Origin of the sequence: Streptococcus cristatus (assembly GCF_001588905.1) — a bacterium.
GTDB lineage: Bacteria > Bacillota > Bacilli > Lactobacillales > Streptococcaceae > Streptococcus > Streptococcus cristatus_N.
The window spans coordinates 101,831-128,157 of record NZ_LAWH01000028.1; the positions used below are offsets into that span (position 1 = coordinate 101,831).

At 41.3% G+C, this 26,327-nt stretch carries 26 protein-coding genes, 1 tRNA gene, 1 pseudogene and 1 other annotated feature; of the genes and pseudogenes, 10 read left to right on the forward strand and 18 right to left on the reverse strand.

Features of this window, described 5'->3' with window-relative positions; all coding sequences use genetic code 11:
• Positions 1-58 precede the first annotated feature (58 nt).
• From A0765_RS06110 to A0765_RS06130, 5 genes are all read left to right on the forward strand, one after another.
• Entirely contained in the window at positions 59-1,015 is a 957-nt protein-coding gene (locus A0765_RS06110) for a ribose-phosphate diphosphokinase (protein WP_081105361.1), read from the forward strand.
• An 11-nt stretch (positions 1,016-1,026) separates the two neighbouring features.
• Positions 1,027-2,139 (forward strand): cysteine desulfurase family protein, encoded by a 1,113-nt coding sequence (locus A0765_RS06115; protein ID WP_062005323.1) that lies wholly within the window; start codon positions 1,027-1,029, stop codon positions 2,137-2,139.
• A gap of 1 nt (position 2,140) precedes the next feature.
• Positions 2,141-2,488 carry a DUF1831 domain-containing protein gene (locus A0765_RS06120; protein ID WP_005590386.1) on the forward strand — a complete coding sequence of 116 codons (348 nt, stop codon included), beginning with the start codon at positions 2,141-2,143 and terminating at the stop codon, positions 2,486-2,488.
• A 133-nt stretch (positions 2,489-2,621) separates the two neighbouring features.
• Entirely contained in the window at positions 2,622-3,269 is a 648-nt protein-coding gene (locus tag A0765_RS06125) for a redox-sensing transcriptional repressor Rex (protein WP_062005325.1), read from the forward strand.
• Between the two features lie 24 nt (positions 3,270-3,293).
• Positions 3,294-3,986 (forward strand): gamma-glutamyl-gamma-aminobutyrate hydrolase family protein, encoded by a 693-nt coding sequence (locus A0765_RS06130; protein WP_048764348.1) that lies wholly within the window; start codon positions 3,294-3,296, stop codon positions 3,984-3,986.
• Here the strand turns inward: A0765_RS06130 and radC are convergent.
• Positions 3,983-4,666, reverse strand: a complete 684-nt coding sequence (gene radC, locus A0765_RS06135; RefSeq protein ID WP_062005327.1) for a RadC family protein — start codon at positions 4,664-4,666, stop codon at positions 3,983-3,985. The genes A0765_RS06130 and radC overlap by 4 nt on opposite strands.
• Before the next feature lie 267 nt (positions 4,667-4,933).
• Between radC and A0765_RS06140 the strand changes: the two genes are divergently transcribed.
• A complete protein-coding gene (locus tag A0765_RS06140; protein WP_062005329.1) occupies positions 4,934-5,758 on the forward strand; it encodes a hypothetical protein in 825 nt (274 codons plus the stop codon).
• Positions 5,759-6,381: 623 nt separating this feature from the next.
• On the opposite strand, the gene A0765_RS06150 is transcribed toward A0765_RS06140, so the two are convergent.
• Together A0765_RS06150 and gyrA are read right to left on the reverse strand one after the other, a co-directional pair.
• Complete coding sequence (locus tag A0765_RS06150; protein ID WP_062005332.1) at positions 6,382-7,128, reverse strand: class A sortase; 747 nt, start codon at positions 7,126-7,128, stop codon at positions 6,382-6,384.
• Between the two features lie 7 nt (positions 7,129-7,135).
• Positions 7,136-9,586 carry a DNA gyrase subunit A gene (gyrA, locus tag A0765_RS06155; RefSeq protein WP_062005335.1) on the reverse strand — a complete coding sequence of 817 codons (2,451 nt, stop codon included), beginning with the start codon at positions 9,584-9,586 and terminating at the stop codon, positions 7,136-7,138.
• A 206-nt stretch (positions 9,587-9,792) separates the two neighbouring features.
• Here gyrA and A0765_RS06160 point away from each other — a divergent pair, with 206 nt between their 5' ends.
• Positions 9,793-10,779 (forward strand): L-lactate dehydrogenase, encoded by a 987-nt coding sequence (locus tag A0765_RS06160; RefSeq protein ID WP_005591942.1) that lies wholly within the window; start codon positions 9,793-9,795, stop codon positions 10,777-10,779.
• Positions 10,780-10,821: 42 nt separating this feature from the next.
• Here A0765_RS06160 and A0765_RS06165 read toward each other — a convergent pair whose 3' ends face one another.
• From A0765_RS06165 to A0765_RS06175, 3 genes are all read right to left on the reverse strand, one after another.
• A complete protein-coding gene (locus tag A0765_RS06165; protein ID WP_062005337.1) occupies positions 10,822-11,244 on the reverse strand; it encodes an NUDIX hydrolase in 423 nt (140 codons plus the stop codon).
• Between the two features lie 57 nt (positions 11,245-11,301).
• A tRNA-Arg gene (locus A0765_RS06170) sits at positions 11,302-11,373 on the reverse strand.
• A gap of 124 nt (positions 11,374-11,497) precedes the next feature.
• Positions 11,498-13,462, reverse strand: a complete 1,965-nt coding sequence (locus A0765_RS06175) for a peptide ABC transporter substrate-binding protein (protein ID WP_062005339.1) — start codon at positions 13,460-13,462, stop codon at positions 11,498-11,500.
• A gap of 269 nt (positions 13,463-13,731) precedes the next feature.
• Between A0765_RS06175 and A0765_RS06180 the strand changes: the two genes are divergently transcribed.
• Positions 13,732-13,986: a metal-sensitive transcriptional regulator gene (locus A0765_RS06180; protein ID WP_015605027.1), complete on the forward strand. Its 255-nt coding sequence runs from the start codon at positions 13,732-13,734 to the stop codon at positions 13,984-13,986.
• Between the two features lie 50 nt (positions 13,987-14,036).
• Here A0765_RS06180 and A0765_RS06185 read toward each other — a convergent pair.
• The 11 genes and pseudogenes from A0765_RS06185 to A0765_RS06235 form a co-directional block, all read right to left on the reverse strand.
• Positions 14,037-14,330 (reverse strand): annotated as a pseudogene (locus A0765_RS06185) (rhodanese-like domain-containing protein).
• Positions 14,327-15,979, reverse strand: coding sequence for an FAD-dependent oxidoreductase (locus A0765_RS06190; protein WP_062005341.1), 1,653 nt, complete (start codon positions 15,977-15,979; stop codon positions 14,327-14,329). The pseudogene A0765_RS06185 and the gene A0765_RS06190 overlap by 4 nt, the downstream one beginning before the upstream one ends.
• Before the next feature lie 17 nt (positions 15,980-15,996).
• The gene (locus tag A0765_RS06195; RefSeq protein WP_062005344.1) at positions 15,997-16,302 is read right to left on the reverse strand and encodes a rhodanese-like domain-containing protein; all 306 of its coding nucleotides are present in this window, start codon (positions 16,300-16,302) and stop codon (positions 15,997-15,999) included.
• 130 nt (positions 16,303-16,432) lie between these two features.
• Positions 16,433-16,726, reverse strand: coding sequence for a 50S ribosomal protein L27 (gene rpmA, locus A0765_RS06200; protein WP_005590406.1), 294 nt, complete (start codon positions 16,724-16,726; stop codon positions 16,433-16,435).
• 17 nt (positions 16,727-16,743) lie between these two features.
• A complete protein-coding gene (locus A0765_RS06205; protein WP_005590407.1) occupies positions 16,744-17,088 on the reverse strand; it encodes a ribosomal-processing cysteine protease Prp in 345 nt (114 codons plus the stop codon).
• 15 nt (positions 17,089-17,103) lie between these two features.
• Positions 17,104-17,418 (reverse strand): 50S ribosomal protein L21, encoded by a 315-nt coding sequence (gene rplU, locus A0765_RS06210; RefSeq protein WP_005591928.1) that lies wholly within the window; start codon positions 17,416-17,418, stop codon positions 17,104-17,106.
• A gap of 35 nt (positions 17,419-17,453) precedes the next feature.
• Positions 17,454-17,541: a sequence feature (ribosomal protein L21 leader region), on the reverse strand.
• Positions 17,542-17,646: 105 nt separating this feature from the next.
• Positions 17,647-18,246 (reverse strand): hypothetical protein, encoded by a 600-nt coding sequence (locus A0765_RS06215; protein ID WP_062005346.1) that lies wholly within the window; start codon positions 18,244-18,246, stop codon positions 17,647-17,649.
• Between the two features lie 76 nt (positions 18,247-18,322).
• The gene (gene thiI / locus A0765_RS06220; RefSeq protein WP_062005348.1) at positions 18,323-19,537 is read right to left on the reverse strand and encodes a tRNA uracil 4-sulfurtransferase ThiI; all 1,215 of its coding nucleotides are present in this window, start codon (positions 19,535-19,537) and stop codon (positions 18,323-18,325) included.
• Between the two features lie 3 nt (positions 19,538-19,540).
• A complete protein-coding gene (locus A0765_RS06225; protein ID WP_062005350.1) occupies positions 19,541-20,683 on the reverse strand; it encodes a cysteine desulfurase family protein in 1,143 nt (380 codons plus the stop codon).
• 120 nt (positions 20,684-20,803) lie between these two features.
• Positions 20,804-21,634, reverse strand: a complete 831-nt coding sequence (locus A0765_RS06230; protein ID WP_062005352.1) for a pyruvate, water dikinase regulatory protein — start codon at positions 21,632-21,634, stop codon at positions 20,804-20,806.
• Between the two features lie 5 nt (positions 21,635-21,639).
• Positions 21,640-22,275 (reverse strand): CBS domain-containing protein, encoded by a 636-nt coding sequence (locus A0765_RS06235; protein WP_048763156.1) that lies wholly within the window; start codon positions 22,273-22,275, stop codon positions 21,640-21,642.
• Positions 22,276-22,458: 183 nt separating this feature from the next.
• On the opposite strand from A0765_RS06235, the gene ppdK reads away from it, so the two are divergent.
• Together ppdK and A0765_RS06245 are read left to right on the forward strand one after the other, a co-directional pair.
• Entirely contained in the window at positions 22,459-25,086 is a 2,628-nt protein-coding gene (gene ppdK, locus A0765_RS06240) for a pyruvate, phosphate dikinase (protein WP_062005354.1), read from the forward strand.
• A 171-nt stretch (positions 25,087-25,257) separates the two neighbouring features.
• Positions 25,258-25,677, forward strand: a complete 420-nt coding sequence (locus tag A0765_RS06245; protein WP_062005356.1) for a DUF6556 family protein — start codon at positions 25,258-25,260, stop codon at positions 25,675-25,677.
• A 155-nt stretch (positions 25,678-25,832) separates the two neighbouring features.
• Here the strand turns inward: A0765_RS06245 and A0765_RS06250 are convergent, their stop codons facing one another.
• On the reverse strand, positions 25,833-26,321 hold the full coding sequence (locus A0765_RS06250) for a prolyl-tRNA synthetase associated domain-containing protein (RefSeq protein WP_048763161.1): 489 nt from the start codon (positions 26,319-26,321) through the stop codon (positions 25,833-25,835).
• Between the last annotated feature and the right edge of the window lie 6 nt (positions 26,322-26,327).

A 26,327-nucleotide genomic window follows, 5' to 3' on the forward strand; every position in this document is an offset into this window, starting at 1 on the left:
TTTTTTGGTAGAATAATAATTATAAATCTAAAGAGACAAAAAGAGGATGGTCATTCTAATGTCAGACAAAAAAAATATGAAGCTTTTCTCCCTCAATTCCAATCACTCAATTGCTGAGAAGATTGCTGAAGCTGCCGGAGTACCTTTAGGCAAGCTTTCTTCCCGCCAATTTTCTGATGGAGAGATTCAGATTAACATTGAGGAGAGTGTTCGTGGCTATGATATCTATATCATCCAGTCTACCAGCTTCCCAGTCAATAATCACTTGATGGAGCTATTGATAATGGTTGACGCTTGTAAACGAGCAAGTGCCAATACCGTAACTGTGGTTATGCCTTATTTTGGTTATGCTCGCCAAGATCGGACAGCTGCTCCTCGCGAGCCAATCACTGCAAAACTCGTTGCCAATATGCTTGTTGGAGCTGGCGTAGACAGAGTCATCTCACTTGACCTTCACGCTGTCCAAGTACAAGGCTTCTTTGATATTCCTGTCGATAATCTCTTCACTATTCCATTGTTTGCTGAGCATTATTGCAATATGGGATTAACTGGCGAGGATGTTGTCGTCGTTAGCCCGAAAAATTCTGGCGTGAAACGCGCTCGTAGCTTGGCAGAATATCTCGATGCTCCAATCGCCATCATCGACTACGGTGAAGATGAAGCAGGACGCTCTGAAGGCTATATCATCGGTGAAGTTGAAGGTAAAAAAGCGATTTTGATTGACGATATCTTGAATACCGGTCGTACCTTCTCAGAAGCTGCTAAAATCGTTGAACGTGAAGGAGCTGTCGAAATCTATGCTGTCTCAAGTCATGGTTTATTTGCAGATGAAGCTGCAGACTTACTAGACAGTGTTCCTATCCGAGAAATCTTGGTGACTGACTCTGTTGATACCAAAGAAAAGACTCCGAAGAATGTTCACTACATCACAGCCAGCGAGTTGATTGGTGATGCTATCGTCCGTATTCAAGAGAGAAAACCAGTCAGCCCACTTTTTGCTTTTCAAAAGAAATAGGGGATAAATTTGTGATTTATTTAGATAATGCTGCTACGACTGCCTTATCGCCTGCTGCGATTGAGTCCATGACTCAGGCAATGACAGTCTTCGGCAATCCATCCAGTACCCACAGCCACGGTCGAGAAGCTAAAAAACTGCTCCGACAAGCTCGCGAAGATATTGCTAAAGTTCTACACACACAGAGCAAAAATATCCTCTTCACCTCAGGTGCTACTGAAAGTAATAACACTGCAATCAAGGGATATGCCCTACGCCATCAGAATCAAGGCAAGCATATTATCACTACGGCCATTGAACACCATGCTGTTTTAGAGCCTGTTGAATACTTAGTGGAGCATTTTGGCTTTGAAGCGACTATTATTCAGCCAGTGGATGGGCAAATCCGAACTGAAGATATCAAGAATGCTCTCAGATCAGATACTATCCTTGTCTCAGTCATGGCTGTCAACAATGAAACAGGCTATATTTTGCCGATTCAAGAAATTGGTAAATTGCTAAAAGATCATCCTGCTGCCTTTCACGTTGATGCAGTCCAAGCCGTCGGCAAGCTCCCCATCTATCCTGAAGAATGGGGAATCAATTTCCTGAGTGCATCAGCTCATAAATTCCACGGTCCAAAAGGGGTGGGATTTCTCTACGCTGACCAGATGGATTTTGATAATTTCATGCATGGCGGCGATCAAGAAAACAAGCATCGAGCGGGTACAGAAAACCTCGTTTCCATTGTCGGTATGGCAACTGCCCTTTCTGAAAATGTTGCCCACTTAGAGGAAAATCTTGAGCATGCCCAGCAGTTAAAAGATACTTTACTGGACAACCTAGCAGATATAGACTTCTACCTAAACGAAAGTCAGCCTAGCCTGCCTTATGTTGTCAATATTGGATTTCCAAACCAAAAGAATGATCTTATCTTGCTTCAAATGGACCTTAATGGCTTTTCAATCTCGACTGGATCTGCTTGTACAGCTGGTGCTGTTCAGCCCAGCCATGTCCTTCAAGCCTTATATGGCCAAAACTCTGAGCGCTTAAAAGAATCCATTCGCATCAGTGTATCAGATCAAACTGGCATCCAAGAAATCAAACTATTCAGCCAAAAACTAAAAGAAATACTAGGAGGATAAGATGGCTTTTCAAACTTCTGTTAGCTTAGCAAACTGCGACTTCACCTACTCACTCCATCCAAATGTTAAGAAATTTACCTTGCGGGACAATACATTTGCTGAAACAAAAGTTGGTAATTACGAGCTTTCTCGTTTACTCGAAGCTGTTCCCAATAGTGGCGATGGTTTCTTGCTTAAGATTATCGTCAATAAAGATCTAAGCGGAGTTAAAATAAATATTACGGACAAGTCTGGTTTAAGATTGGTTAATATCTTCAAATCAGAAAAACACCATATTATTCAACAAAAATTCTATTTCCTGATGGATAGTTTAGTTGAAAGAGATATTTTTGAAAAAACACCCCAATAAGCGAAATTCTAAGAATTTTGCTTATTTCTATTATTTTATCTATCTTTATTAGTATAATAATATTTTGTTCATCAAATTAGTTGATTTTTTCACAAGCTTTCTATAGAATAGAAGATAGAAAGGTCGTGATTTTGTGAAAACTGAAAAAAGCAATTCTATTCCACGTGCTACTGCTAAGCGGCTCTCCCTCTACTACCGAATTTTCAAGCGATTTAATGCAGAAAATATTGAAAAGGCCAATTCAAAACAAATCGCAGAGGCGATTGGAATCGACTCTGCGACTGTTCGGCGTGACTTTTCTTACTTCGGTGAGTTAGGTCGTAGAGGTTTTGGCTACGATGTCAAGAAACTAATGAATTTCTTTGCCAATCTTCTCAATGACAACTCGATTACAAATGTCATGATTGTTGGTGTCGGAAATATGGGCCGTGCTCTTTTACACTACCGCTTTCATGAACGGAATAAAATGAAGATTGTAATGGCCTTTGATACAGATGATTATTCTGACGTCGGGACCACCACAAATGATGGAATTCCTATTTATGGAATTTCTCAAATTAAAGAAAAGATCCAAGAAGGAAACGTAAAGACTGCCATTCTGACAGTGCCGAGCGTTAAGGCACAAGAAGTCGCATCCGTCTTGGTTGATGCTGGTATCAAGGGAATTCTTTGCTTCTCCCCAGTGCACCTATCTGTCCCTAAAGATGTGGTTGTACAATATGTGGACCTAACCAGCGAACTCCAAACCTTACTCTATTTCATGAGAAAAGATGATGAGTAAGGTAAGAAAGGAAACAGACACTTTATGAAAAAACCGATTATAGGTATAACAGGAAACCAAAGGGATATTCCTAACGATCAATTTATCCATATTAGTTATACTTCAACTGGCTTTATCGAGGGAGTCAATAAAGTTGGAGGAATCCCAATTATCTTACCAATTGGTGATGAAGCCTTAGCTCACACCTATATCACTATGATCGATAAACTGATCCTTACTGGTGGACAAAATGTCCAGCCTCATTTCTACGGAGAAGAACAGACTATCGAAAGCGATGATTATCTGCTTCAAAGAGATCTATTTGAACTGGCTCTCATCCGAGAAGCACGGAAGCAAAACAAGCCTATTTTTGGTGTCTGTCGTGGTACTCAGCTTTACAACGTCGCCATGGGTGGCACACTTCACCAAGACATCGAGAATCACTGGCAAGATAGCACTGCTCAATACACTACACAGACTATGGTCACTAAAAATGGCTCCATCCTCCATGAATTATACGGACCTACTTGCCAAATCAACTCATTCCATCACCAAAGTATCAAGGATCTAGCGAAAAATCTAGAAGTTATAGCCTACGATCCTCGGGATAAGGTCATTGAGGCTGTTACCTCGACTGATGGAAGTCCATTTCTTGGTGTGCAGTGGCATCCAGAATTTCTATTTCCCACAAGAACGGGGGATTTAGCCTTGTTTGATTATGTGGTTCACAAACTTTAGATCAAATCCGTTTTTTCACGATAGCTATAATAATTATTTTTTGAAACGATTAAATGATCTAAAAGAACCAACCCCATTAGTTCACAAGCTTCTCTCATGTGTTTGGTGACCTCGTCGTCATTCTTACTTGGTAAAGTCACTCCAGAAGGATGATTGTGTACAAGTATAATAGATGTCGCCAAATGTTTGAGCGCATAATGCAAAATCTCGCGCGGCTCAGCCATACTTCTAGTTACCGTTCCTACAAAGATTGTCTGCTGATGGATGATCTGATTTTGACTGTTGAGATAAATAGCAACCAAACATTCCTGCTTTTTATCTCCCAATTCAACCTGCATTTTGCGAGCTAGTTTTTGACTTCCAAGAATTTGCTCCCTCTCCAGCACTTCAGCCTTATTGATACGGCATCCGAGCTCAATAATGGCCTGCAACTCAACAGCCTTCACAGGCCCAATTCCTGAAATTGTCTGTAATTCCTGTAAAGTCAAATATTTCAGATCATTCAAACTAGAAATCGATGATAAAATCCTTTGAGAAACTTGAAAAACAGTTTCTTTTTTGCTGCCTGTTCGCAAAAATATAGATAGCAATTCCTGATTACTAAGTTTATCCGCTCCTTCTCTTATCAGCCGTTCACGCGGCATCATACTTATGTCATCCTGCAATGAAATACGATACATATCAACCTCCTTACCTATTAATTCGAGATTAAATGAAAAAAAGAGCCTAAATAAATGAACTACATACCAAACGTTTGATAATATATTTATCAATTGAGGTAGCTTACTTATTTAGGTTATTTTATTCTTAATTACTAAATATTGAAAAGGCAACAATTTTCTGTACAAAATTATTAAAGAAACTCAATAATAAATCAGAACAAAATACTTGACATTATATATATATATATATATATAATATAGATACTATTTAAAAGGAGAATTTTTATGAAGCAAAATGATGCTTATTCTGTAGTTATACAGACAATCAATGCGGCTAGCCAACTTCCAGTCGTGAAGGTAGATAGAGAAGAATTCCTTCGTAATCAATTTAAAGATAGTAGATACCTTGATAGTATTTTGGAACATGGTCCTCAAATAGTTTTCACACCAGAGGCATTGAGAAAAAGGGCTGAAAAAATAATCAAAGATAGCACCGCCAAAACCTCTTTCACTTCTTTTGTTGCTGGATTACCTTCAAATCCAGTTACTGCTGTAGTTGCTGGTGGAGCAGATATTGTTCAATATATGGGCTTTGCTCTAAATTTAGCTCAACAAATTGCTTATTTATTTGGAGAAGACGATTTATATAAAGGAAACTATAAGGAATTACCTGAAGAAGTACAAATACGAATCATCTCTTACCTTGGAATAATGTTCGGCGCAAGTGGAGCAACTGCATTGATTGCAAATGTTTCTAAGACAGCAGGAAAGAATCTTGGGAAAATGGTAGCTAAACAAGCATTAACTAAAACAGCTTGGTATCCTCTTGTGAAAAAAGTCGGAACAATTATTGGCGTAAACATTACAAAAAAATCAGTTGGTTCTATAATTACAAAGACAGTTCCAATTCTAGGAGGATTAGCTTCAGGAGGAATTACTTACCTTACATTTAAGCCGATGGGAACAAGACTTGCTGACACATTTGAAAAAATGTTAAAGGGAGAATATAAACTAGATCTTGGTATTGAAGATGAGTTAAATCCAGAATTCAAAGATAGCTTAAATGACAGCGAAATAATTGACGCTGAGTTTTCTGAAATTAAAGAGTAGATGTTCATTTTGAATTATAATCAATTACAAGCTAAGACCGTAGAAACGGTCTTTTTAATATAAATTGCTTAAATTTAAAAATTAAGTTTGAAATCATTATCAAAAAAATCATGAATGGCTGAAGTCCATTCTCTACATACAATCAATTTGAGTTGACAAGAAGATGAGATTTGAATACTCTCTTGAATTTATTAATGTGCTCATTCAATTTTCTATATACTTCTTTCTTAAACCCACGTTTTAAAATTTCAACCCAGACTTGCTCAATAGGGTTCATTCAGGTATCTAAGGTGGAATGGAGGTAAATTCTATATTTTCAGTGATATTCAAGGTTTGGATATCCACAATTCCATAATAATAGCGAAACCCACGAATATGCTGACCGGCTACATGAGGACGATAGCCCCTTGGATACGAGCATGAACCAATTTTACTAACACAATCGAAACCCGTCTCATCTTGATATATAAGACAGTTAGTTTGATAATTTTCCTTTGATAATTTTCCCATGAATAAAGTGCTTACTCGCTCTCTCCTTAAATTTTGTCTTTCAAGTATTATTATAGCTATCTTCAACCAAAAAACGAAGTAACTCTTGTTACTTCGTTTTACAATATTTCTTATCATAGCTGCATTTGATTATAAGATCGACTGAAAGCATCTAAAATATCTTTTGGTGCCTTGTCATAGTCAATCGTACTTTCAAGCGTACCTTTAACAATAGTTCGACTGGTTGCTGCTGCATCCTCACATGTGACTAAAGTGATCTCAGCAACCCCCTCCGTATCATTGATGACATCCACGCGCTCTGGTGCGACACTTTCTATACTAGAAATCGTATAGGTATAAATTTTTTCCTTATCCGTGATATAGATTTTCATCCCTATTTTGGCACGATCTAGCGGTGAAAAGAGCATGTCACTAGCTCCAGTAATTCCAAAGACGTGGTGGCTGGCTAAGGCGTAATTCCCTTGTCCCATCTGTTGATCTTCTTTCATAGTGCCAGCACCATAGTAGAGGCCAACGTTATCCAAACCTTTGAAAATTGGCAGATTCATCGACACTTCAGGAATCGAAATACCACCGATAACTGGTAGTTTTTGAGCCTGCCACTGAGCATTGATGACCGCTTCTGTCGAAAGAGATTGGACTTCACTAAACTCAAAACTCGACTCGACTGCCTTATTTTGCTTGATTTCTTCTTTGGAAACTTTGCTAACCTGATATTGGTTTGTGTGCCAAACCATGATCATATTTCGGATAGAGGAGTTAAAAATCAGAGCTAGGGCAACTAGAAATAAAAGGAAAACTGCACAGTTAATGATGAAATTTCTGAGCTTGAATTTCTTCTTAGATTTCTTCACATTCATCCTCCTCTTACTCTACTTCTTCCTCATCATCTTTTGCGTCAGGCGCAACCGTTGTAAAGGTGACAATCTGGGCATTTTGATCCAGACGCATAACCTTAACTCCCATGGTGGAACGACCTGTCTGAGAAATATTGGCCACACTGGTCCGAATGATGATGCCTGTATTAGTGATGATCATCAAATCTTCCTCGCCAGTAACAGTCATCAAACCTGCCAGAGGTCCGTTCTTATCAGTGATATTGGCAGTTTTAATACCTTTACCGCCACGTCCCTTGGTTGGATATTCACTGGCAAGAGTTCGCTTACCGTAGCCTTTTTCAGTGATGATAAGCACTTCGTCTCCCTCAGCAATCACACCTGCTCCAACGACCTGGTCGCCGTCCCGCAGATTGACTCCGCGAACACCAGTCGCACTACGGCTCATACTCCGAACAGCTGTCTCATTGAAACGGACCGAATAACCAAACTTAGTACCAATGATAACATCTGCAGCACCGTCCGTCAGAAAGACATTGATAAGCTCGTCTTCATCCTTCAAATTCAAGGCCTTGAGACCGTTTTGACGGATATTAGCAAATTCTGTTACGCTGGTTCGTTTAACCACACCTAGACGGGTTGTAAAGAAAAGGTAGGAATGATCGCTACTGTCCTGCTGGACGTTAATAATGGTCTGAATGTTCTCTCCTTCATCCAGCTTCAAGAGATTGACCACTGGCAAGCCCTTGGCTGTCCGGCCGTACTCAGGGATTTCATATCCTTTGAGACGATAGACTCGGCCTTTATTGGTAAAGAAGAGCAGTCTATCGTGGGTACTTGTTGAAACCAGCTCTTTAACGAAGTCATCATCTTTGACACCCGTTCCTTGAACACCGCGGCCACCACGTTTCTGAGCAGTGAATTCTGCCTGATTCAGACGTTTAATATAGCCTTTATTAGACAGGGTAATCAAAACATCCGCTTCTTCAATCAAATCTTCATCTTCAAGAGAAAGAACTTCTCCCACCATCAGCTCAGTTCGGCGGTCATCCGCAAATTTACGCTTGACCTCGTCTAACTCTTCCTTGATAATAGCGACAACGCGCTCTGGCTTAGCCAAGATATCAGCTAAGTCCGCAATCAAGGCAATCAGCTCGTCATACTCTGACTGAATCTTATCGCGTTCCAAACCAGTCAGACGACGCAGACGCATGTCGAGGATAGCCTGACTCTGGCGCTCAGACAGTTCAAACTTAGCCATCAATTCAGCCTGAGCTTCTGCATCTGTTTCGCTATTACGGATGATGCGAATCACTTCATTAATATGATCCAGCGCAATTAGCAAACCAGCTAAGATGTGTGCTCTAGCTTCCGCCTTTTCTTTATCGAAGGCAGTCCGTCGAGTCACCACTTCTTTTTGGTGTTCAATGTAGGCCAACAAAATCTCACGCAGAGACAGAATCTTCGGTACTCCATTTTGAATGGCCAGCATATTGAAGCTGAAATTGGTCTGCATCTGAGTCAACTTGAAAAGGTTATTTAGAATGACATGAGCAGAAGCATCACGACGAACCTCAATGACAAAACGGACCCCTTCACGGTTGGACTCATCACGAACAGCTGTGATACCGTCAATGCGTTTTTCCTGCACCAAACGAACAATATGCTCATGGACCTTAGTCTTATTCACCATGTAAGGGAACTCGGTTACAACAATTCGCTCACGGCCATTTTTCATCTCTTCGATTTCAGTGCGAGAACGAAGGACAATTGATCCCTTACCTGTTTCATAAGCCCGGTGAATACCAGATTTCCCCATCACCAGTGCTCCTGTCGGGAAATCTGGTCCAGGCAGGACTTCCATGATATCGCGAGTCGTTGCTTCTGGATTGTCCATGACAAGCTTAACGGCATCAATAGACTCACCAAGATTATGAGGTGGGATATTAGTCGCCATCCCAACTGCAATCCCTGTCGCTCCATTTACAAGCAAGTTAGGGAAGCGAGCAGGAAGAACCATAGGCTCTCTCTCGCTGGCATCATAGTTGTCAATATAATCAACAGTATTTTTGTTAATATCACGAAGCATCTCAAGAGCAATTTTGCTCATACGTGCTTCTGTATAACGTTGGGCAGCGGCCCCGTCTCCGTCCATCGAACCGAAGTTTCCATGGCCATCTACAAGCATATAGCGATAGCTCCACCATTGAGCCATCCGCACCATCGCTTCATAAATAGAGGAATCGCCATGCGGGTGGTATTTACCCATGACATCCCCTGTGATACGAGCTGATTTCTTGTGAGGCTTATCAGGCGTAACGCCTAGCTCATTCATGCCATAAAGAATCCGGCGATGAACCGGCTTAAGACCATCGCGAACATCTGGAAGAGCCCGAGCCACGATAACACTCATTGCATAATCGATGAAACTGGTCTTCATTTCGCTGGTCAAATTGACATCTACTAAGTTTCTATCTTGCATTAAACAATGCCTCATTTCAATATTAAATCACTATCTCATTATATCACATTTTAGCTATATTTTCAGTATTTAAAACCGAATATAAAAACGTTTACATAGCCTTTTAGGGGTCAAAATACCACGGTGAGCCGTGACAAACTGTATCAAAAGTGGTAGAATGTAATTGTATGGGGAAAACCCCAAAAATAATAAGGAGATGTTTAGAAATGACTGCTACTAAACAACATAAAAAAGTCATCCTTGTTGGTGACGGTGCCGTAGGTTCATCTTACGCTTTCGCGCTTGTTAACCAAGGAATTGCACAAGAGCTTGGAATTATCGAAATTCCACAATTACACGAAAAAGCTGTAGGTGATGCGCTTGACCTTAGCCACGCCCTTGCCTTCACTTCACCTAAAAAGATCTACGCAGCTCAATACTCTGACTGTGCAGACGCTGACCTTGTTGTTATCACTGCGGGTGCGCCTCAAAAACCAGGTGAAACTCGTCTTGACCTCGTTGGTAAGAACCTTGCCATCAACAAATCAATCGTAACACAAGTTGTTGAATCAGGTTTCGATGGTATCTTCCTTGTTGCTGCTAACCCAGTTGACGTTTTGACTTACTCAACTTGGAAATTCTCAGGCTTCCCTAAAGAACGCGTTATCGGTTCAGGTACTTCACTTGACTCAGCTCGTTTCCGTCAAGCACTTGCTGAAAAATTGGATGTTGATGCTCGTTCAGTTCACGCCTACATCATGGGTGAGCACGGTGATTCAGAATTCGCCGTTTGGTCACATGCCAACATCGCAGGGGTAAACCTTGAAGAATTCCTTAAAGATACTCAAAATGTTCAAGAGTCTGAATTGATCGAATTGTTCGAAGGTGTTCGTGATGCTGCTTACACAATCATCAACAAGAAAGGTGCTACATACTACGGTATCGCTGTAGCCCTTGCTCGTATCACAAAAGCTATCCTTGACGATGAAAATGCCGTACTTCCACTTTCAGTCTTCCAAGAAGGCCAATACGGTGTGAAAGATGTCTTCATCGGTCAACCAGCAGTTGTTGGTGCTCACGGTATCGTTCGTCCAGTAAATATCCCATTGAACGATGCAGAAACTCAAAAAATGCAAGCATCTGCTAAAGAATTGCAAGCAATTATTGACGAAGCTTGGAAAAATCCAGAATTCCAAGAAGCATCTAAAAACTAATCAGAAAAAACATCTCCTGATAAAAAAGGGGATGTTTTTTTGTTATCTTATGTGGAATCTATCAGAAAAAATATCAATTAAATAAGGAACAATCAGCTCTCCCTCTAAGTCCTCCAAAGAAGAAAGCCAAATAAAGTCTGTATGCTCTTCTGGATCCAATAGGATATCGCGCTGATCTATAATCCTAGCCCCATAAACCAAGCGTGTAAAAACAGTATTTTTACTTGTGTCAAACTGACTATCTTCATGGATAATCTTATCAATCCGAATCTTTTGATTAACCTCCTCCATAGCCTCGCGTAGAGCTGCTTCTCTGGGTAGTTCGCTCTCTTCTACGCTTCCGCCAGGAATATCCCAATAGCATGGATAGACATTAGGAAGGCCGCGCTTTATTTTTGAGCGTTTGATCAGCAAATACTTTCCGTCTTTCTCAATCAAGGTATGGGCGATTAACTTCACCACCATAGCTGTCTCCTCTCTTAGAAAATAAAAAAGGACTCTCTTGAGTCCAAGCTTAAGTCATCCACCCTGAGAGAATCGAACTCCCATCTCAAGAACCGGAATCTTACGTGATATCCATTACACTAAGGGTGGCAACTTATTCATTATAACTAATTTTTCATAAAAAAACAAGCCTAAATAGCTCCTTTTATAAAATTCTTAATGTAGATCAAATCAAAAAGATTAACTCTCAAAGAAAGTTAATCTTTTATATATTTTATTTCTTTTCGATATGATCTGCTAGCTCTTCTTGGGCTTTTTTGTTAGATTCTAAGGTTTTTTCTTGCCATTTCTTCTTAGCTTCTTCATATTCTTTGGTCGTTACAATTTCACTTCTGAGTTTTGTGTATTTAAAGTTGAAGCCAGATCCCTTGATTCCAACGAGTGAATAGGCACGACTGAAAGGTTTGGACTTACTTACAGAAGGACTACCGCCTCCTGAAATGGTCGGCATGATAATCCCACTATCAAGCAACCAAGCTTGTGCATCCGCATATTTTTCATAGCGAACTTTCACATCTGTCGTTTCAGCATTTGCTTCTTCCAACATCTTAGTATAAGTGTCCAAGCCCAACTCTTTCATCTTGTCCATATCTTGGCTTGGCTCAAAACCAAAGTTTTGCAAGCTAGCGCCATTATTTACATTTAGAGTATCTAAGTAGGTAGATGGGTCTTGATAGTCAGCTGACCAGCCCCCTGTATAGAAGTCATAGTCCTTTTGAGCTGCAGTATTTGCAAAATAGGTGATGTTGTTCAAATCATCCACACTAATCTTCTGCAGGTCAATCACTACATTTTCTGCACCCAAGGTTGATTCGATAGATTGTTTCACTGAGCTTGCCCATTGGATGCCCACCTTGTCAGCCTGGTCCACAGGAAGGTCTAAATGGATTGGAAATTGAACTCCCTTAGACTCTAAAGCTTCCTTAGCTTTAGCAAATCTTGCCTTGGCTTTTTCTGGATTATAATAAGCATCTTGAGCATCTGTCAGATCGATATTTTCCCATTCTGTACCATAATTCACTAATTTAGAAGCAACTACTTGGCCAAAAGTTTGATCGCCAATTTGAACAAATGTTGGAGGGACAAGCGTATTTCTCAACAGCTTGGTAGCTCCATCTTTACCATTACTTTGCGCACCATAAGAAGTCCGGTCAAGGGCAAAATTGACGGCCTGACGGAAGTCCTTATTTAAAACTGCTTCTTTTGTTGCATTCTTTTGAGCATCACTTGTTTTGGAAGTGTGATTGTAAGATTGACGGTTGAAGTTGAAATTAAAGTAATATGAGGTCGCATCCTGTGGGCTATAAAGGATATTATCCGCATATTTCTTTTTAACTGCCGCGTATCCTGAAGTATTCGGATAGAGACGAGCACCACTATAAGCACCATCACTGAAGTTGCGAATTAAAGATTCTTGGTCTGATCCATCATAGTAGGTTAATTTAACATGTTCTAGACTGACCTTGTCTTTATCGTAATAATTTGGATTTTTAACAAATTCCATAGAAGACTTAGAGGTCAAGGATTTCAAAAGGAAAGGACCGTTGTAAAGAATACTTGATGGATCAACAGAACCAAAATCTTTTCCTTTAGATTTCAAAAATTCTTCATTGACAGGGAACAAGATATTATTCGTCGTTTTAGAGTTCCAATAAGGCTCTGGGCGTGTCAGCGTGTATTGAACCGTATAATCATCCACTGCCTTTACTCCGACTTTGGAGAAGTCTTTTTCATCACCTTTGACATAGGCATCCAAGCCACTAATCGAGTCCTGAATTAAGTAAAGGGCTTCAGACTTCTGGTCAGCCACATATTTAAGTCCAGTCACAAAGTCTTGAGCTTTCACATTTGCAACTTCTTCGCCATCAACATTGAACCACTTAGCGTCCTTACGGAGCTTATATGTATAGGTCAGGCCATCTTGAGAAACTGTCCATGATTCTGCAAGAGAGGGAACTAAATTTCCATATTCGTCATTTTCTAAAAGACCATCAACAAGGTTTGTAATAACGTCTGACGTGGTAGCACGGTTGGCTGTCAGGTAGTTCAAGCTATCAGGATCGCTGGCATAAACATAAGAATACGTTGATGTACTAGATGAGGATTTGCCACAAGCTGACAAGAACACGCCTGCACTAAGTACCACTCCAGTAGCTAAAAGCATTTTTGATACTTTCATAAATACACCTCCAAAAATCGAGAGAAGCCTAAGAATAAGAGAAGTAAAAATAAAGCCATTCCTTTATTTGATCCAATATTAATCTTAGTCCAATTTCTATGTTACATTTTATAACATAAACTATTATACCAAAATTATGATGAAAAGTAAATAGAAGAATCAGAGAGTCATTATGGAAAATTTCTGAAAACTGCCTCCAACCAATCCAATTGACAAATATACAGATTAAGCATATAATAAACTCAATGTAAGCAAACGAGGAAATCACCGTGAATTCTAATTATATTACCCGCCTCAAGCGCTCCGAGGGACAGTTAAGAGGCATTCAAAAAATGATTGAAGAGGACAGGGAATGTTCAGATATTCTCACACAGTTATTAGCCGTTCGCTCCAGCGTTGATCGTGTTATTGAGATGGTTATTACTGAAAATTTAACGGATTGCCTAGAAAATCCATCTGATGATCCGAAAAAACAAAGGGAAAGAATAGAGAAAGCTATTCATTTTCTGGTAAATCGAAAATAAGAAGAACAGGAAAAAAAGATTCAAACAAAGAGTTGAATCCTTTTTATATTTTATTCAGTCTCTCCAGACCAAGCGTTCATGCCACCTGATACGTTGGTCACATCGAAGCCCTGCATGGCAAGAAATTGGCAAGCAGTCGCTGAACGCGCACCTCTTTGGCAAATGACATAGTATTTGTAGTCAGGATCCAGCTTTTTATAGCCAGTTTCCAACTCACTAAGCGGAAGATTTCCAGCATTTGGGATATGACCCGCTTAAAATTCATGTCTTTCGCGCACATCTACGATGGCCAATTTTTCAGATTGATACTGCTTTTCTAAGTCAGCTGCTGATATAGTTTTCATTTTTCTACTCCTTCTGGTTTTACCATTTTATACAAAGCATAAGCTCCGTCTAGATTTTTCACTGCAAATCCTGCTTGTTTTAAGATTCGCTCGGCAATATAGCTGCGCAGACCGCTGTGGCAGCTCACGATATATTCTGCTTCCTTATCCAGCTCAGCCAAGCGTTCTCTGAGTTCATTCAGCGGAATATGGACTGTTTTATCTGCCTTCAGGCGTCCTTGCTTAAACTCATTAAGTGTTCGGACATCTAAAAAGACTTTCCCGCTAGCCAACTCGTCTTCCAGCTGGTGCCATTGGATATTTTCACTCAAGCCTTCTGCTAGATTCATAGCTGCATAACCCAACATATTGACTGGATCCTTGGCTGAGCCAAAAGGTGGTGCATAGGTAAACTCCAGCTCTGGCAAATCAAAAATCGTCAGATTTCCCTTAATAGCCGTCGCCAGGATATCAATCCGCTTATCAACGCCTTTTTTCCCTACACCTTGAGCACCATAGATTTTTCCAGTTTTTGGCTCAAAGAGCAATTTCAAGGTCAAGTCAGTCGCACCTGGATAGTAGCCTGCATGATCCTTACCGCTGACATGAATCGCTTGATAAGGCAAGTGATTTTGCTGAAGGAAACGCTCGTTCAGGCCTGTTGAAGCGGCTGTCATGTCAAAGACACGCACAATAGCTGTACCAATACTTCCCTTATTCTTCCGCTCCAAGTCAGCAAGCACATCTGCCACCTGACGGCCTTGTCGATTAGCAGGCGAAGCTAGAGCAATCAAAGCATCATCGCCAGTAATTTCCTGCTTGACAAGGATGGCGTCTCCGACTGCAAAAATATCTTTCTGACTCGTCTCATAATGTTCATCAACTAAGATACCCCCACGAAGACCTGTCTCAATGCCGGCTGCCTTAGCCAAGCTATTTTCAGGCTGGACACCGACAGAGAGAATGGTCATATCTGAAGCCAATTTTTGACCATCTTCCAAAACGATCACTTTGCCATTTTCTTCGAATCGAGTAGCTGACTGGGATGTGATGATCTTTACTCCCTTATCTACTAGTTCAGCTTGGACAAAAGCAGCCATTTCCTCATCCAGTGGTGGCAAAACATGCGGTGCTTTTTCTACAATCGTCACATTCAAGCCACGCTTGCGCAGATTTTCAGCCGTTTCCAGACCGATAAATCCAGCACCGATGACAACAGCCTCTTGAGGCTCTTCATCCAAGGCTAACATGATCTGATTCAAGTCTGGGACATTGCGCAAAGTGAATACATTAGTTGCTTCTGAAATTCCTTCAATCTCAGGAATAAAAGGCTTCGCCCCCGGTGAAAGAATCAGCTTATCATACTGCTCCGTGAACTCTGAACCGTCATGAGCCACCGTCACCGTATGATCTTCAGGCGAAATTTTCACCACCTCATGAAAAGGTCGCACATCCAAGTTAAAACGCGCCTTGAGACTTCCAGGCGTTTGAACCAAAAGAGCATCTCGCTCAGCAATTTCACCAGAAATATAATAAGGCAGGCCGCAGTTCGCAAAAGATACAAAAGGACCTTTTTCAAAAATTACAATTTCAGCATCTTCCATCAGCCGTCTTAAACGCGTTGCCGCAGACATACCTCCTGCAACTCCACCAATGATAATAATTTTCATTGTTTAACCCTTTCTACTTAAATGGTTTTCCCTGTCCAAGCGCTCATACCACCGCGGACATTGACAACACCATAGCCCTTTTTCCTCAGCTTTTTCGCTGCCATCTTGCTCCGCATGCCTGAATGGCAGATGACGTAAATCGTCTCCTTTTTAGCTGGAGCAAATTGACCAATTTGGCTCAAAGGAACATTCTGGGCCTCTTTGATATGTCCTCTACGAAATTCAAATGGCGTCCGTACATCAATTAGTTGGATATTGGACTTCAATCGCTTCTCCAACTCATCCGTTGAAATACTATCTATTTTTGTAAAAAAATGAAACATATTTTTTCTCCTTTATACCCCTATAGGGTATATTAAAACACTAAGAAGAGAAAATGTCAAGGAAACGATTTCAATTTTTACCAAAAATAAAAATCCCGATCTTGAGACAGGGATTTTTATCAATAATGAATTATTTCGCAATTGGGTAAACTGATACTTGTTTCTTATCGCGACCTTTACGTTCAAAGCGTACTACGCCTTCAACTTTCGCGAACAATGTATCGTCTCCACCGCGGCCAACGTTAACACCTGGGTAGATGTGTGTACCACGTTGACGGTAAAGGATAGATCCTCCAGTTACTGTTTGTCCGTCAGCTGCTTTAGCTCCAAGACGTTTTGCTTGTGAATCACGTCCGTTTGACGTTGAACCTCCACCTTTTTTGTGGGCGAAAAGTTGCAAGCTTGCAAGATTCATTTTTAACATAGTGTTTTTCCTCCGTGTTAGTTTTCTGTGATAACTCTGGTTTGGACGAACTCAGAAGAGTTCTCCGATAAGTTTGCCATTCCCAAGAAAAATGATTCAAAGAAAAGCTGAGTCATTTCTCTCTGATGCGGCGGAATATCCATAGGGATTTCTACTCGTAAATATCCGCCTTCTTCTTCGTTTAATTCTAGGATTGGTTCATAGCCTGCAAATTTTTCAATTGAATTGATGAAATTTATGGCAAGCGTAGAAACCGATGCACACACGACATCAAAGCCGTATTCGCCACTTCCTGCGTGTCCAGTAATTTCCGCACTCCTCAGCTCGCCATCTTCGGCTTTCTCAAAGACTGCCTGTATCATGTGTTCTCCTGTAAATTAAGCGTTGATTGCGTTGATGACAACTTTAGTGTAAGGTTGACGGTGACCTTGTTTGCGGTGGCTACCTTTTTTAGGTTTGTACTTGAAAGTAACGACTTTCTTTTGTTTTCCTTGTTTTTCAACAGTTCCAACTACAGTAGCTCCAGAAACAAGTGGAGTTCCGACAACAGTTTTATCACCACCAACAAGAACAACTTCGTTAAAAGTCACTTCTTGACCAGCTTCAACATCCAATTTTTCAACGTAGATAGCTTGACCAACTTCAACTTTAACTTGTTTTCCGCCAGTTTTAATGATTGCGTATGTGCTCATTATGCACCTCCTATGATTTATTGGGGTTTCCCCGTATTTTTGTGAAGACTCGCCTAGCATCGTGGGACGAACCACTTTATACTCACTATGTGGGCAACGATGTTCGAGCGGTTGCACAGGCCGTGCATAGTCAACATTCTTAGTATAGCACTTCTACTAACCTTTTGCAAGTAATTTCATTTAATGAAAACGGATTTTCCACTAAATATCCTCATTCTGTACTTCCATTTATTTAAAATATACAATCTGCCCTTCTTGATTGACATAAACCTCAATAGCTATCGGAGGCTTCAAATGTTTTTTAGCTGATCTGGCAAGACTTTTATTACTATCTGAAACATTGACCTCTCGCTCTTTTCCATCAACGTTAATAGTAAAGGTAATACGAGAATAGGTAGACTTACTTCCTCCGGTCTCGGTATCAACACCAGTCACTAAAGCCGATTTTAGCTCGGTTATCTGATTAGTAAAATAATGATAGCGCCAAATACCATTGGTCATTCGATAGCCTTCATAAGCAGGAAAGATAAAAAACATAAGAAGAACGCCAATTATTGTGACAAAAATAGCTCTGCCCTTACTTTTTTGGCTTTGACGTATGGTATTCCATTTATTTCTCATGGCCTTCTTGACAGAGCCAGCTTCCTTAATATCTTTATGATATCCCCAAAATAAGAGAGCATACAAGCTTAGGAAAATCTGGAAATGAACCAAGAGACCAATAAAATAAGTCCAACTGGGCATTCCAAACAGCAAAGCATTATCTTGTCCATCTTTCCAAGACAATGCTCGCATGAGCCCACTCAAGAAATAATCCCACTCGTTCATAAATATCCCCTTTTATCTTCAGCATCAATGGAAATAGCTTCCAGATTCTTTTAGCAGAAAGATACTCCGTAAACTCTTATAATAAGTCCTCAATCAGCTCATCAACTTCATCATTCTCTGCTTGTGGTCTGATTTCTGTAATCATGATGCCTGCAACAGCGCGTTCTACCAAGCCTTCAACATCTAGACGAGCTTCGTACTGCTCGGCATTCTTGATTTTTGGATTGGTTTTAGGCCGGTCAGGCGCAAAAATAGTACAGCAGTCTTCAAATGGCTGGATAGAGATTTGGAAAGTATCGATTTTTTCTGCAATCTCAATGATTTCCAGCTTGTCCATCGTCACGACAGGACGGATAACCGGTGTATTGGTCACGGCATTAATAGCCTGCATACTCTCGATAGTTTGACTGGCCACCTGACCTAGACTTTCTCCATTGATAATGACTTGACCGCCCCGCTCCTCTCGAATCCGGTCTGTAATGCGCATCATAAAGCGACGAGTCAGTGTCATCAGATATGCTTCTGGAGCCTTGGCCTTGATTTCCTCCTGAATCTCAGTAAAAGGCACTTCGATAAACTGGATATTGCCACCAAACTTGGTCAATTTCCGCGTCAGATCTTGAGCTTTTTTCAACGCACCTGGACTGGTGTAAGGCGGACTGGCAAAGTGAACCGCCTCGATATCCACACCGCGCTTGAGAGCCAGATAGCCAGCCACCGGTGAGTCAATCCCACCAGACAGCATAAGCATGCCTTTTCCTGAAGTGCCGACTGGTAGTCCCCCAGCACCACGAATCGTCTCATAAGAGATATAAGCCGCTTCTTCACGAATTTCGACACGCAGGTCAATATCTGGCGCTTTCATCTTGACCTGAACATTTGGAATGGCCTCAAAAACAGCATCCCCCAATGTCTGATTGAGCTCGCGGCTATCCAATTCAAAGCTGTGATCACTGCGCTTGCTGGAAATTTTAAAGGTCATGCCCTCTTGATAGACTTCCTTCATGATGATTTTGACAGCTTCGATTAGGGCTGGTACAGACTTTTCAATTTTGTAAGACGGCGAAAAATTCTGAATCCCAAAAATCTGCTTGAGCGATTCAGCCACTGGCTGATAGTCTGTTCCGTGCAGATAGACATGGGTCCGATCACGGTCGGCCTTGACATGGACCTGCGGATAGACTGACAAAACAGCTTGAATATTGCGTTTGAGTTTGTTTATAAAGCGCATGCGGTTCTTGCCCTTGGTTGAGAGCTCACCGTAGCGCACCATAATTTCTGAATATTGCATTGTTTACCTTACTTTTCTGGTTTTTTCGTAAATGATTTTAAAGGTTGTCAAAAACTGCTCCATCTGGCTCATATCGTTGTCAGTATCCAAACTGATACGAACAGCAGTTTGAGCGAGAGACTTTTCGACCCCCATAGCAATCAGCGTACCTGCTGGCTTACCAGCCTTAGAAGAGCAAGCGCTGGTCGTCGAGATATAGATCTCGTAGTCTTCAAATGCATGGACGACGACTTCACCTCGTACTCCCTTGATACCAAAGGTCAGGATATGAGGCGCAAAATCTTCCAAGCCTGAGAAGACCACCACGTCGGGATACTTCTGCAACTCTTCAAGGAGAATCTTCTTCATCTGATCCGTCCGCTGGGCAAATACTTCTTGCTTTTCCATAGACAGCCTCAGAGCCTTAGCCGTCGCTGCAATACCAGCTAAATTTTCTGTTGTGGAGCGCTTGTCCGACTCCTGGCCACCACCAGTCAAGAGAGGACTGATTTTCTTGCCAGACTTGATATAGACAAATCCTACGCCTCGGACACCGTGAAATTTATGACTGGAGAATGTCGCAAAATCCACGCGATCCGTCAGATAAGTAGCAGTCGGGATTTTCGTAACGGCCTGGACAGCGTCCACGTGGAAGGAAATAGTCGGTTTGTCTGCTAGCAATTCTGATATTTTCTGGATAGGCTGAATACTGCCGATTTCATTATTGATAGCCATGATCGAGATCAAAGTGGTGTCTGATCGAATCAGCTCCGCTAGCTTGTCTACCTCAACAAAACCTGCCTTATCAACTGGAGCAAAATCGACTTCAAATCCCTGACTCTGCAACCAGAGGGCTGATTCTTTAACCGCTGGATGCTCGATGTTAGATACGATAATGTGTTTGCCAAAAGGAATCTTTTCAAAAGCAACTCCCTTAAGCACCCAGTTGTCCCCTTCTGTCCCTCCAGACGTAAAAAAAATCTCCGATGAAGACTTGCCTAAAAGCTCTGCTATTTGCCGACGAGAGGCTTCTAAGAGACGGGTAGCCTGGCTGCCCAAACTATGCAGGCTAGAAGGATTGCCCCAGATTTTAGAAGCCACTTCTGTGTAGGTGGCCAGCGCCTCTGGATAAGGCTTGGTTGTCGCTGAATTATCTAAATAAATCATCTTTTTCCTCTGTATTTATCAGTAAAAATCAATACTCCTATTGTAACACGAAACGAGCCTAGGAACAAGAAAAGGGCGCAGTTCCTACCTGATAAATTTAGGAACCGGCCCTGAAGACGATTACTGCGCCTCGCCAATCATATCTAATTTTTTTAAATAATCCTCAATTAGGAAAGCTGTCTCTTCAATTGATTTATCCGTAATATTGATGACCTCCGTCTGATATTTTCTAAAGACTTCTTTGGAATAGTCTAATTCCTGATAAATCTTCTCCAAATCTGTGTAACTGGTCGAGTGGGACAGCCCCAGCGAATTGAGGCGGTTGCTACGAATTTTGACTAATTTTTCTGGCTCACAGACCAGACCGATGATCCTACGCTTGTCCACCTTGTCTAAAACTTGAGGAAGCGGAACTTCTGGAATCAAAGGTAAATTGGAAACTTTGTAGCCCTTATTGGCCAAAAAAATGCTGAGAGGAGTTTTTGAAGTCCGTGAAACTCCCAGTAGAACTAGATCCGACTCCAAAAATCCCTGCGGAGATTTTCCATCATCATTCTTTACTGCAAACTCAATCGCTGATATTTTATTAAAATATTCCGTATCCAAACGGTGCAAGGTTCCTGGTATCTCAATCGGGCTAATCCCAGTCTTTTCTCCTATGATTTCAAAGAAAGGGTGCATGAGATCAATGTAGGCTAGCTTGTGGTTTTGGCTAAATTCTCTAGCTAGTCTAGCTAATTCTCCATTTACCAAGGTACTGATGACTAAGGCATCATCTTTTAAAGCATCTTGCAAAATTTCCAGCAATTCTTGCTCCTTGTCTATAAAAGGAAAACGGTAGCTATTATTAAATGTCAAATCTGGATACTGCGCACTTACAGCTGACAAGAGTCGCTGCGAGGTTCCTCCTAAAGAATCCGAAATGCTATATACAATAATTTCTTTCTTCATTGTCACTACTCCTGTCTCTTTACTTCCGCTTGGCGCGCTTCCTGAATGATATAGTCTAGCAGGGCTGTCTTAGTCACCGTTCCTAAAATCTTGCGCTCATTATCTTTCTCTACCACCGGCATGGAGTCAATGGCAAAATCCTGCAAAAGAGCGGCCACCTCTAGTATATTCATATCCTTATGGCAGGTTCTAAGATGAGGCATCCGCGTCATACAAACTGCAATAGGCGTTGTTCCGATACTACTGGATAAAGCCGCTCGTAGCAAATCCTTTCGCGAGACAATTCCTAAGAGTAGCTTCTTTTCATCAATGACATAAAGAACATCCGCGTCATACATAAAGAGCCTTATCACCGCATCCTGGATGAAAGTGTCTTGAGACACCAAAACGGGAGAAACCATAATATCTTCCGCTTTCTTGCGAAAAGTGTCAAAGAAAAATAAAGTCTCTAAATCATTTCCTGAATAAGTATAGCCAACCTTTGGCGTCGCTTTTAAAATGCCAACCAGCGTCAAAAAGGACAGGTCTGAGCGTAAAGTTGCTCTAGAAATCTCCATCAGTTCTGAAATCTTTTCTCCGCTGACTGGCTGCTCTTTCTTGACAATGTCAACAATCTGCTTTTGGCGTGCTGATAATTCCAATGCAATATGTCTCCTTTTTAGAGATAAAATACTCTATTTTTCATCTTTTTCGTCATATTATATCATATTTTTATCTTATATCAATGAAATATAACGATTTTTTCCATTGACAAATATATATGATGTATATTAGAATATAAACCAGATATATATGACACATTTTTGTCTATTTGGAGGTAAGATATGGCGAAATGGATTTATTCCTTTGAGGAAGGACGAGCCGAGCAAAATGCTCTTTTGGGTGGTAAAGGGGCCAATCTGGCTGAAATGACCAATTTAGGATTACCAGTTCCGACGGGATTCACCATTACGACGGAAGCCTGTATGCATTTTTTAAATAAGCCCTCCTTTTTTGAAGAAACATTAAGAGAGAATGTTTTGCAGGCTATTTCTGAACTGGAGCAAAAAACCGGCCAATACTTCTCAGGAAACGAAGAGGAACAACTGCTAGTCTCTGTGCGTAGTGGTGCCAAGTTTTCTATGCCCGGCATGATGGATACGATTTTAAACTTAGGATTAAATGACCTGCGAACCCAAACCTTGGCTTCCGAAACCAATATGGCTTTTGCCTACAACTGCTACCGCAGGCTGCTCCAGATGTATGCAGATGTCGTTTTCCAAATTCCAAAAGAAGACTTCGATCAGTTGCTCTCCTATTTTGAGAAGAATGCTGGTAAGACTGCCAACGACTTTAGTTTGGAAGAGCACCAAGCTCTCATTGATCAGTACAAGCAGTTGTATCGCGAGCATTATCAGACTTTTCCTCAAAATCCTAAGGAACAACTCTTCGCTGCCATCAAAGCCGTTTTCCGCTCTTGGAATAACCCACGCGCCCAAGTCTATCGCAAGCTCAATCAGATTCCAGAAGATTTAGGAACCGCCGTTAATATTCAAGTCATGGTCTTTGGCAACTTTGATAAAGAAAGCGGAACTGGAGTCGTCTTCACTCGAAATCCAGCAACAGGTCAAAAGGGCCTCTTTGGCGAATTTCTTTTAAATGCCCAAGGAGAGGATGTCGTGGCTGGTATTCGCACACCCGAGCCCATTCAACATCTGCAAGAAAAGATGCCAGAAGCCTATGCTGCTTTTCAAGAGTATGCCCACATCCTTGAAGATCACTATAAAGATATGCAGGATATCGAATTTACAATCGAAAAGGGCAAGCTCTATATCCTGCAAACCCGTAATGGTAAGCGAACAGTCAAGGCTGCTTTGAAAATCGCTCTGCAATTAGTAGAAGAAGGAAAAATAGACAAGTGCGAGGCCATTCGTCGGATTAGCCCTGCTCATATCAATCAGCTGATTCACCCCGTCTTTGATGAAAATAAGCTCCAGCAAGCGACAATTTTAGCGCAGGGATTGCCGGCCAGTCCCGGTGCTGCGACAGGAAAAATTGTCTTTACCGCCAAGCGAGCCAAAGAACTACATGAAGCTGGCGAAAAAGTTGTGCTAGTCCGCCAAGAAACTTCTCCCGAAGACATAGAAGGAATGATTGTCAGCCAAGCAATCGTCACTAGCCAAGGTGGAATGACCTCACACGCGGCAGTTATCGCCCGAGGGATGGGAACCTGCTGTGTCGCAGGATGTGGAGAGTTGCTGGTCCAAGAAGATAGTAAGACCATCCAGTGCGGAGATATCTTGCTCAATGAAGGAGATATTCTATCCGTAGATGGTCGGACTGGTTTTCTCTATCTGGGGCAAATCCCGACTGTCTCTGTAGAAAATGATCAGGATCTGCAGCTCTTGCTGACTTGGGCTGATGAAATAGCTAAACTTACAGTCCGTGCCAATGCTGAAACGATTCAAGATTTGCAAACCGCTATTAACTTTGGAGCGCAAGGCATTGGACTGGCACGAACCGAGCATATGTTTTTCGGTGAGGAAAGAATCCTGCAAATGAGGAAATTAATTCTGGCCGAAAATGAAATAGAAAGACGGGAAGCACTTGCCCATCTCCTTGATTACCAAGCAGAAGACTTCTATCAGATGTTCCAGACTGTTGGCCAAAAGCCTATGATTGTCCGCCTACTGGATCCTCCTATGCACGAATTTCTCCCTAAAGACCAGCTGGAAATTGCCCTGCTGGCTGAAAAGCTCAATAAAAAAGCTAGTCAACTAGAAAGAAAAATCACGCAATTGCAAGAAACAAATCCTATGCTAGGCCATCGCGGCTGTCGCTTGGGAATTACCTTGCCAGATATCTATAAGATGCAAATAGAAGCTATCTTTAGCAGCGCGATTCGACTGCAGCAAGAAGGAAACCCAGTTCATCCTAAAATTATGATTCCGCTGATTGCTACAAAATCAGAGCTTGTCTATCTAAAAGAGTTGCTCATCAAGCATATCGAATGGATTTTCAAAAAGTATCAATGCCCGCCATTCCCATATGACATCGGAACCATGATCGAACTTCCGAGAGCCTGCTTCATTGCTGATCAGTTGGCTCAGGAAGCGGACTTCTTCAGCTTTGGAACCAATGACTTAACCCAGATGACTTTTGGTTTTTCAAGAGACGATATCGGAAAATTCCTCAATGATTATAAAGAGAAAAAATTGCTCACCCAGGATCCCTTCCAAAGCCTTGACCAGGAAGGTGTCGGCCAATTGATGAAATTGGCCATTGAAAAAGCTCGCCAAGTAGATCCAACCTTGTCCATCGGAGTTTGTGGCGAAGTTGGTGGTGATCCAGCTTCCATTCCTTTCTTACAAGAAATAGGAGTCACTTATGTCTCCTGCTCCCCTTATCGAGTCCCAGCAGCTCGGCTAGCTGTAGCCCAAGCTGCCCTTGACTCTGAAAGGACACCAAAATAGCTCTACCATTTTGATAAAACCAACAGCTCTAAGAGGCTTATCTCTCCGCCTTTTAGAGCTGTTGTTATTTATCTTTTGTGTACGTTTTCATTTGAAAAATTCAGATTTTTGGAAGACTTTTCTAAATAAAAGACGTATAATAAATTAAGAACGAAAAGGAGCGACTTTTACATGGAAAACTATTCTCGCAAAGAAAAAAATAACAGCAATTCAAATCGAAAACCAGCTAGTCAGCATATTAAAACTGGCTTTTCTGCCCTACAAAAGACTATTGCTACAATTGCCAGTCTTCTTTCAATCGTCATTGCTTGCTTTACCATCATGAACCTTATGAACAACAATGACTCAAAATCAAAAACTGATACAGGCAACTCGACAACAACTACTACCATCATCAAAGAGGTAGAAAAAGAGTCTACATCTGTTAGCTCGACTCCAACAGAAACTTCTGCTGCTACTGAGACCGAAACATCATCAAGCTCCTCAAGTGCAGAAGCGAATACGAGCCATACAACTACTTCCACTGACAGCAGTTCGACAAGCCAAGACCAGCATACAACGACAGAGTCCAGCACTCAAGCATCCAACTAAAAACTCTATTCAATCTATCCAAGAAAGCCTGAATATCACTCAGGCTTTTTTCATTGCCAGCCTTCTCTTACTATTTGAAAAAATTCTTGGCCTTTCTATGATTTTTGGAGCCAAAAAAGCTGTGCGGTCAAGAAAACCCACAGCTTTTCCAGAAATCAAAGTTCCAAAATTTGATAATCATAGCCCAGATGAGTCAAGAACTTAAAAATATCTTGTGTTGCGACAAAAATCGTCTTTTCATTGGTATTGGGATGGAAAGTCATGATATCCTCTGATACAATGTCCTTATCAAAATAAACTAGAATGTCTTTTTCTTCATTATTTAACAAACCAAAAGGCGATACTGTTCCTGGTGGTAGCTGCATTTTTTCAAAGAGAGAATCCGCTGAAGCCATGCGAATGCGGTTGGCTGAGACCAAGTCTTTAAACAAGTCCATATCTAGACTCTTTTGATCATCCATAATCAACAGATAATATTGAGTTTTCTTCTTATTGGCCAAAAACATAGACTTAGTCCGGACTCCTTCGATTCCTTCGATATAAGAGTCAGCCTGCTCTGTCGTAAATGCAGGTGGATGCTCCACCACATCAAACAGGATCCCCAACTCTTGCAACTTGTTAGCTACTTGTTGATAAGCATCCATAGTTTT

Bases quoted from the DNA above. Each gene is read 5' to 3' on its own strand.
- A0765_RS06110 (WP_081105361.1), top strand. From the start codon at position 59: ATGTCAGACAAAAAAAATATGAAGCTTTTCTCCCTCAATTCCAATCAC.
- A0765_RS06120 (WP_005590386.1), top strand. From the start codon at position 2,141: ATGGCTTTTCAAACTTCTGTTAGCTTAGCAAACTGCGACTTCACCTAC.
- A0765_RS06130 (WP_048764348.1), top strand. From the start codon at position 3,294: ATGAAAAAACCGATTATAGGTATAACAGGAAACCAAAGGGATATTCCT.
- radC (WP_062005327.1), bottom strand. From the start codon at position 4,666: ATGTATCGTATTTCATTGCAGGATGACATAAGTATGATGCCGCGTGAA.
- A0765_RS06140 (WP_062005329.1), top strand. From the start codon at position 4,934: ATGAAGCAAAATGATGCTTATTCTGTAGTTATACAGACAATCAATGCG.
- A0765_RS06150 (WP_062005332.1), bottom strand. From the start codon at position 7,128: ATGAATGTGAAGAAATCTAAGAAGAAATTCAAGCTCAGAAATTTCATC.
- gyrA (WP_062005335.1), bottom strand. From the start codon at position 9,586: ATGCAAGATAGAAACTTAGTAGATGTCAATTTGACCAGCGAAATGAAG.
- A0765_RS06160 (WP_005591942.1), top strand. From the start codon at position 9,793: ATGACTGCTACTAAACAACATAAAAAAGTCATCCTTGTTGGTGACGGT.
- A0765_RS06165 (WP_062005337.1), bottom strand. From the start codon at position 11,244: ATGGTGGTGAAGTTAATCGCCCATACCTTGATTGAGAAAGACGGAAAG.
- A0765_RS06175 (WP_062005339.1), bottom strand. From the start codon at position 13,462: ATGAAAGTATCAAAAATGCTTTTAGCTACTGGAGTGGTACTTAGTGCA.
- A0765_RS06190 (WP_062005341.1), bottom strand. From the start codon at position 15,979: ATGAAAATTATTATCATTGGTGGAGTTGCAGGAGGTATGTCTGCGGCA.
- A0765_RS06195 (WP_062005344.1), bottom strand. From the start codon at position 16,302: ATGTTTCATTTTTTTACAAAAATAGATAGTATTTCAACGGATGAGTTG.
- rpmA (WP_005590406.1), bottom strand. From the start codon at position 16,726: ATGTTAAAAATGAATCTTGCAAGCTTGCAACTTTTCGCCCACAAAAAA.
- A0765_RS06205 (WP_005590407.1), bottom strand. From the start codon at position 17,088: ATGATACAGGCAGTCTTTGAGAAAGCCGAAGATGGCGAGCTGAGGAGT.
- rplU (WP_005591928.1), bottom strand. From the start codon at position 17,418: ATGAGCACATACGCAATCATTAAAACTGGCGGAAAACAAGTTAAAGTT.
- A0765_RS06215 (WP_062005346.1), bottom strand. From the start codon at position 18,246: ATGAACGAGTGGGATTATTTCTTGAGTGGGCTCATGCGAGCATTGTCT.
- thiI (WP_062005348.1), bottom strand. From the start codon at position 19,537: ATGCAATATTCAGAAATTATGGTGCGCTACGGTGAGCTCTCAACCAAG.
- A0765_RS06225 (WP_062005350.1), bottom strand. From the start codon at position 20,683: ATGATTTATTTAGATAATTCAGCGACAACCAAGCCTTATCCAGAGGCG.
- A0765_RS06230 (WP_062005352.1), bottom strand. From the start codon at position 21,634: ATGAAGAAAGAAATTATTGTATATAGCATTTCGGATTCTTTAGGAGGA.
- ppdK (WP_062005354.1), top strand. From the start codon at position 22,459: ATGGCGAAATGGATTTATTCCTTTGAGGAAGGACGAGCCGAGCAAAAT.
- A0765_RS06245 (WP_062005356.1), top strand. From the start codon at position 25,258: ATGGAAAACTATTCTCGCAAAGAAAAAAATAACAGCAATTCAAATCGA.
- A0765_RS06250 (WP_048763161.1), bottom strand. From the start codon at position 26,321: ATGGATGCTTATCAACAAGTAGCTAACAAGTTGCAAGAGTTGGGGATC.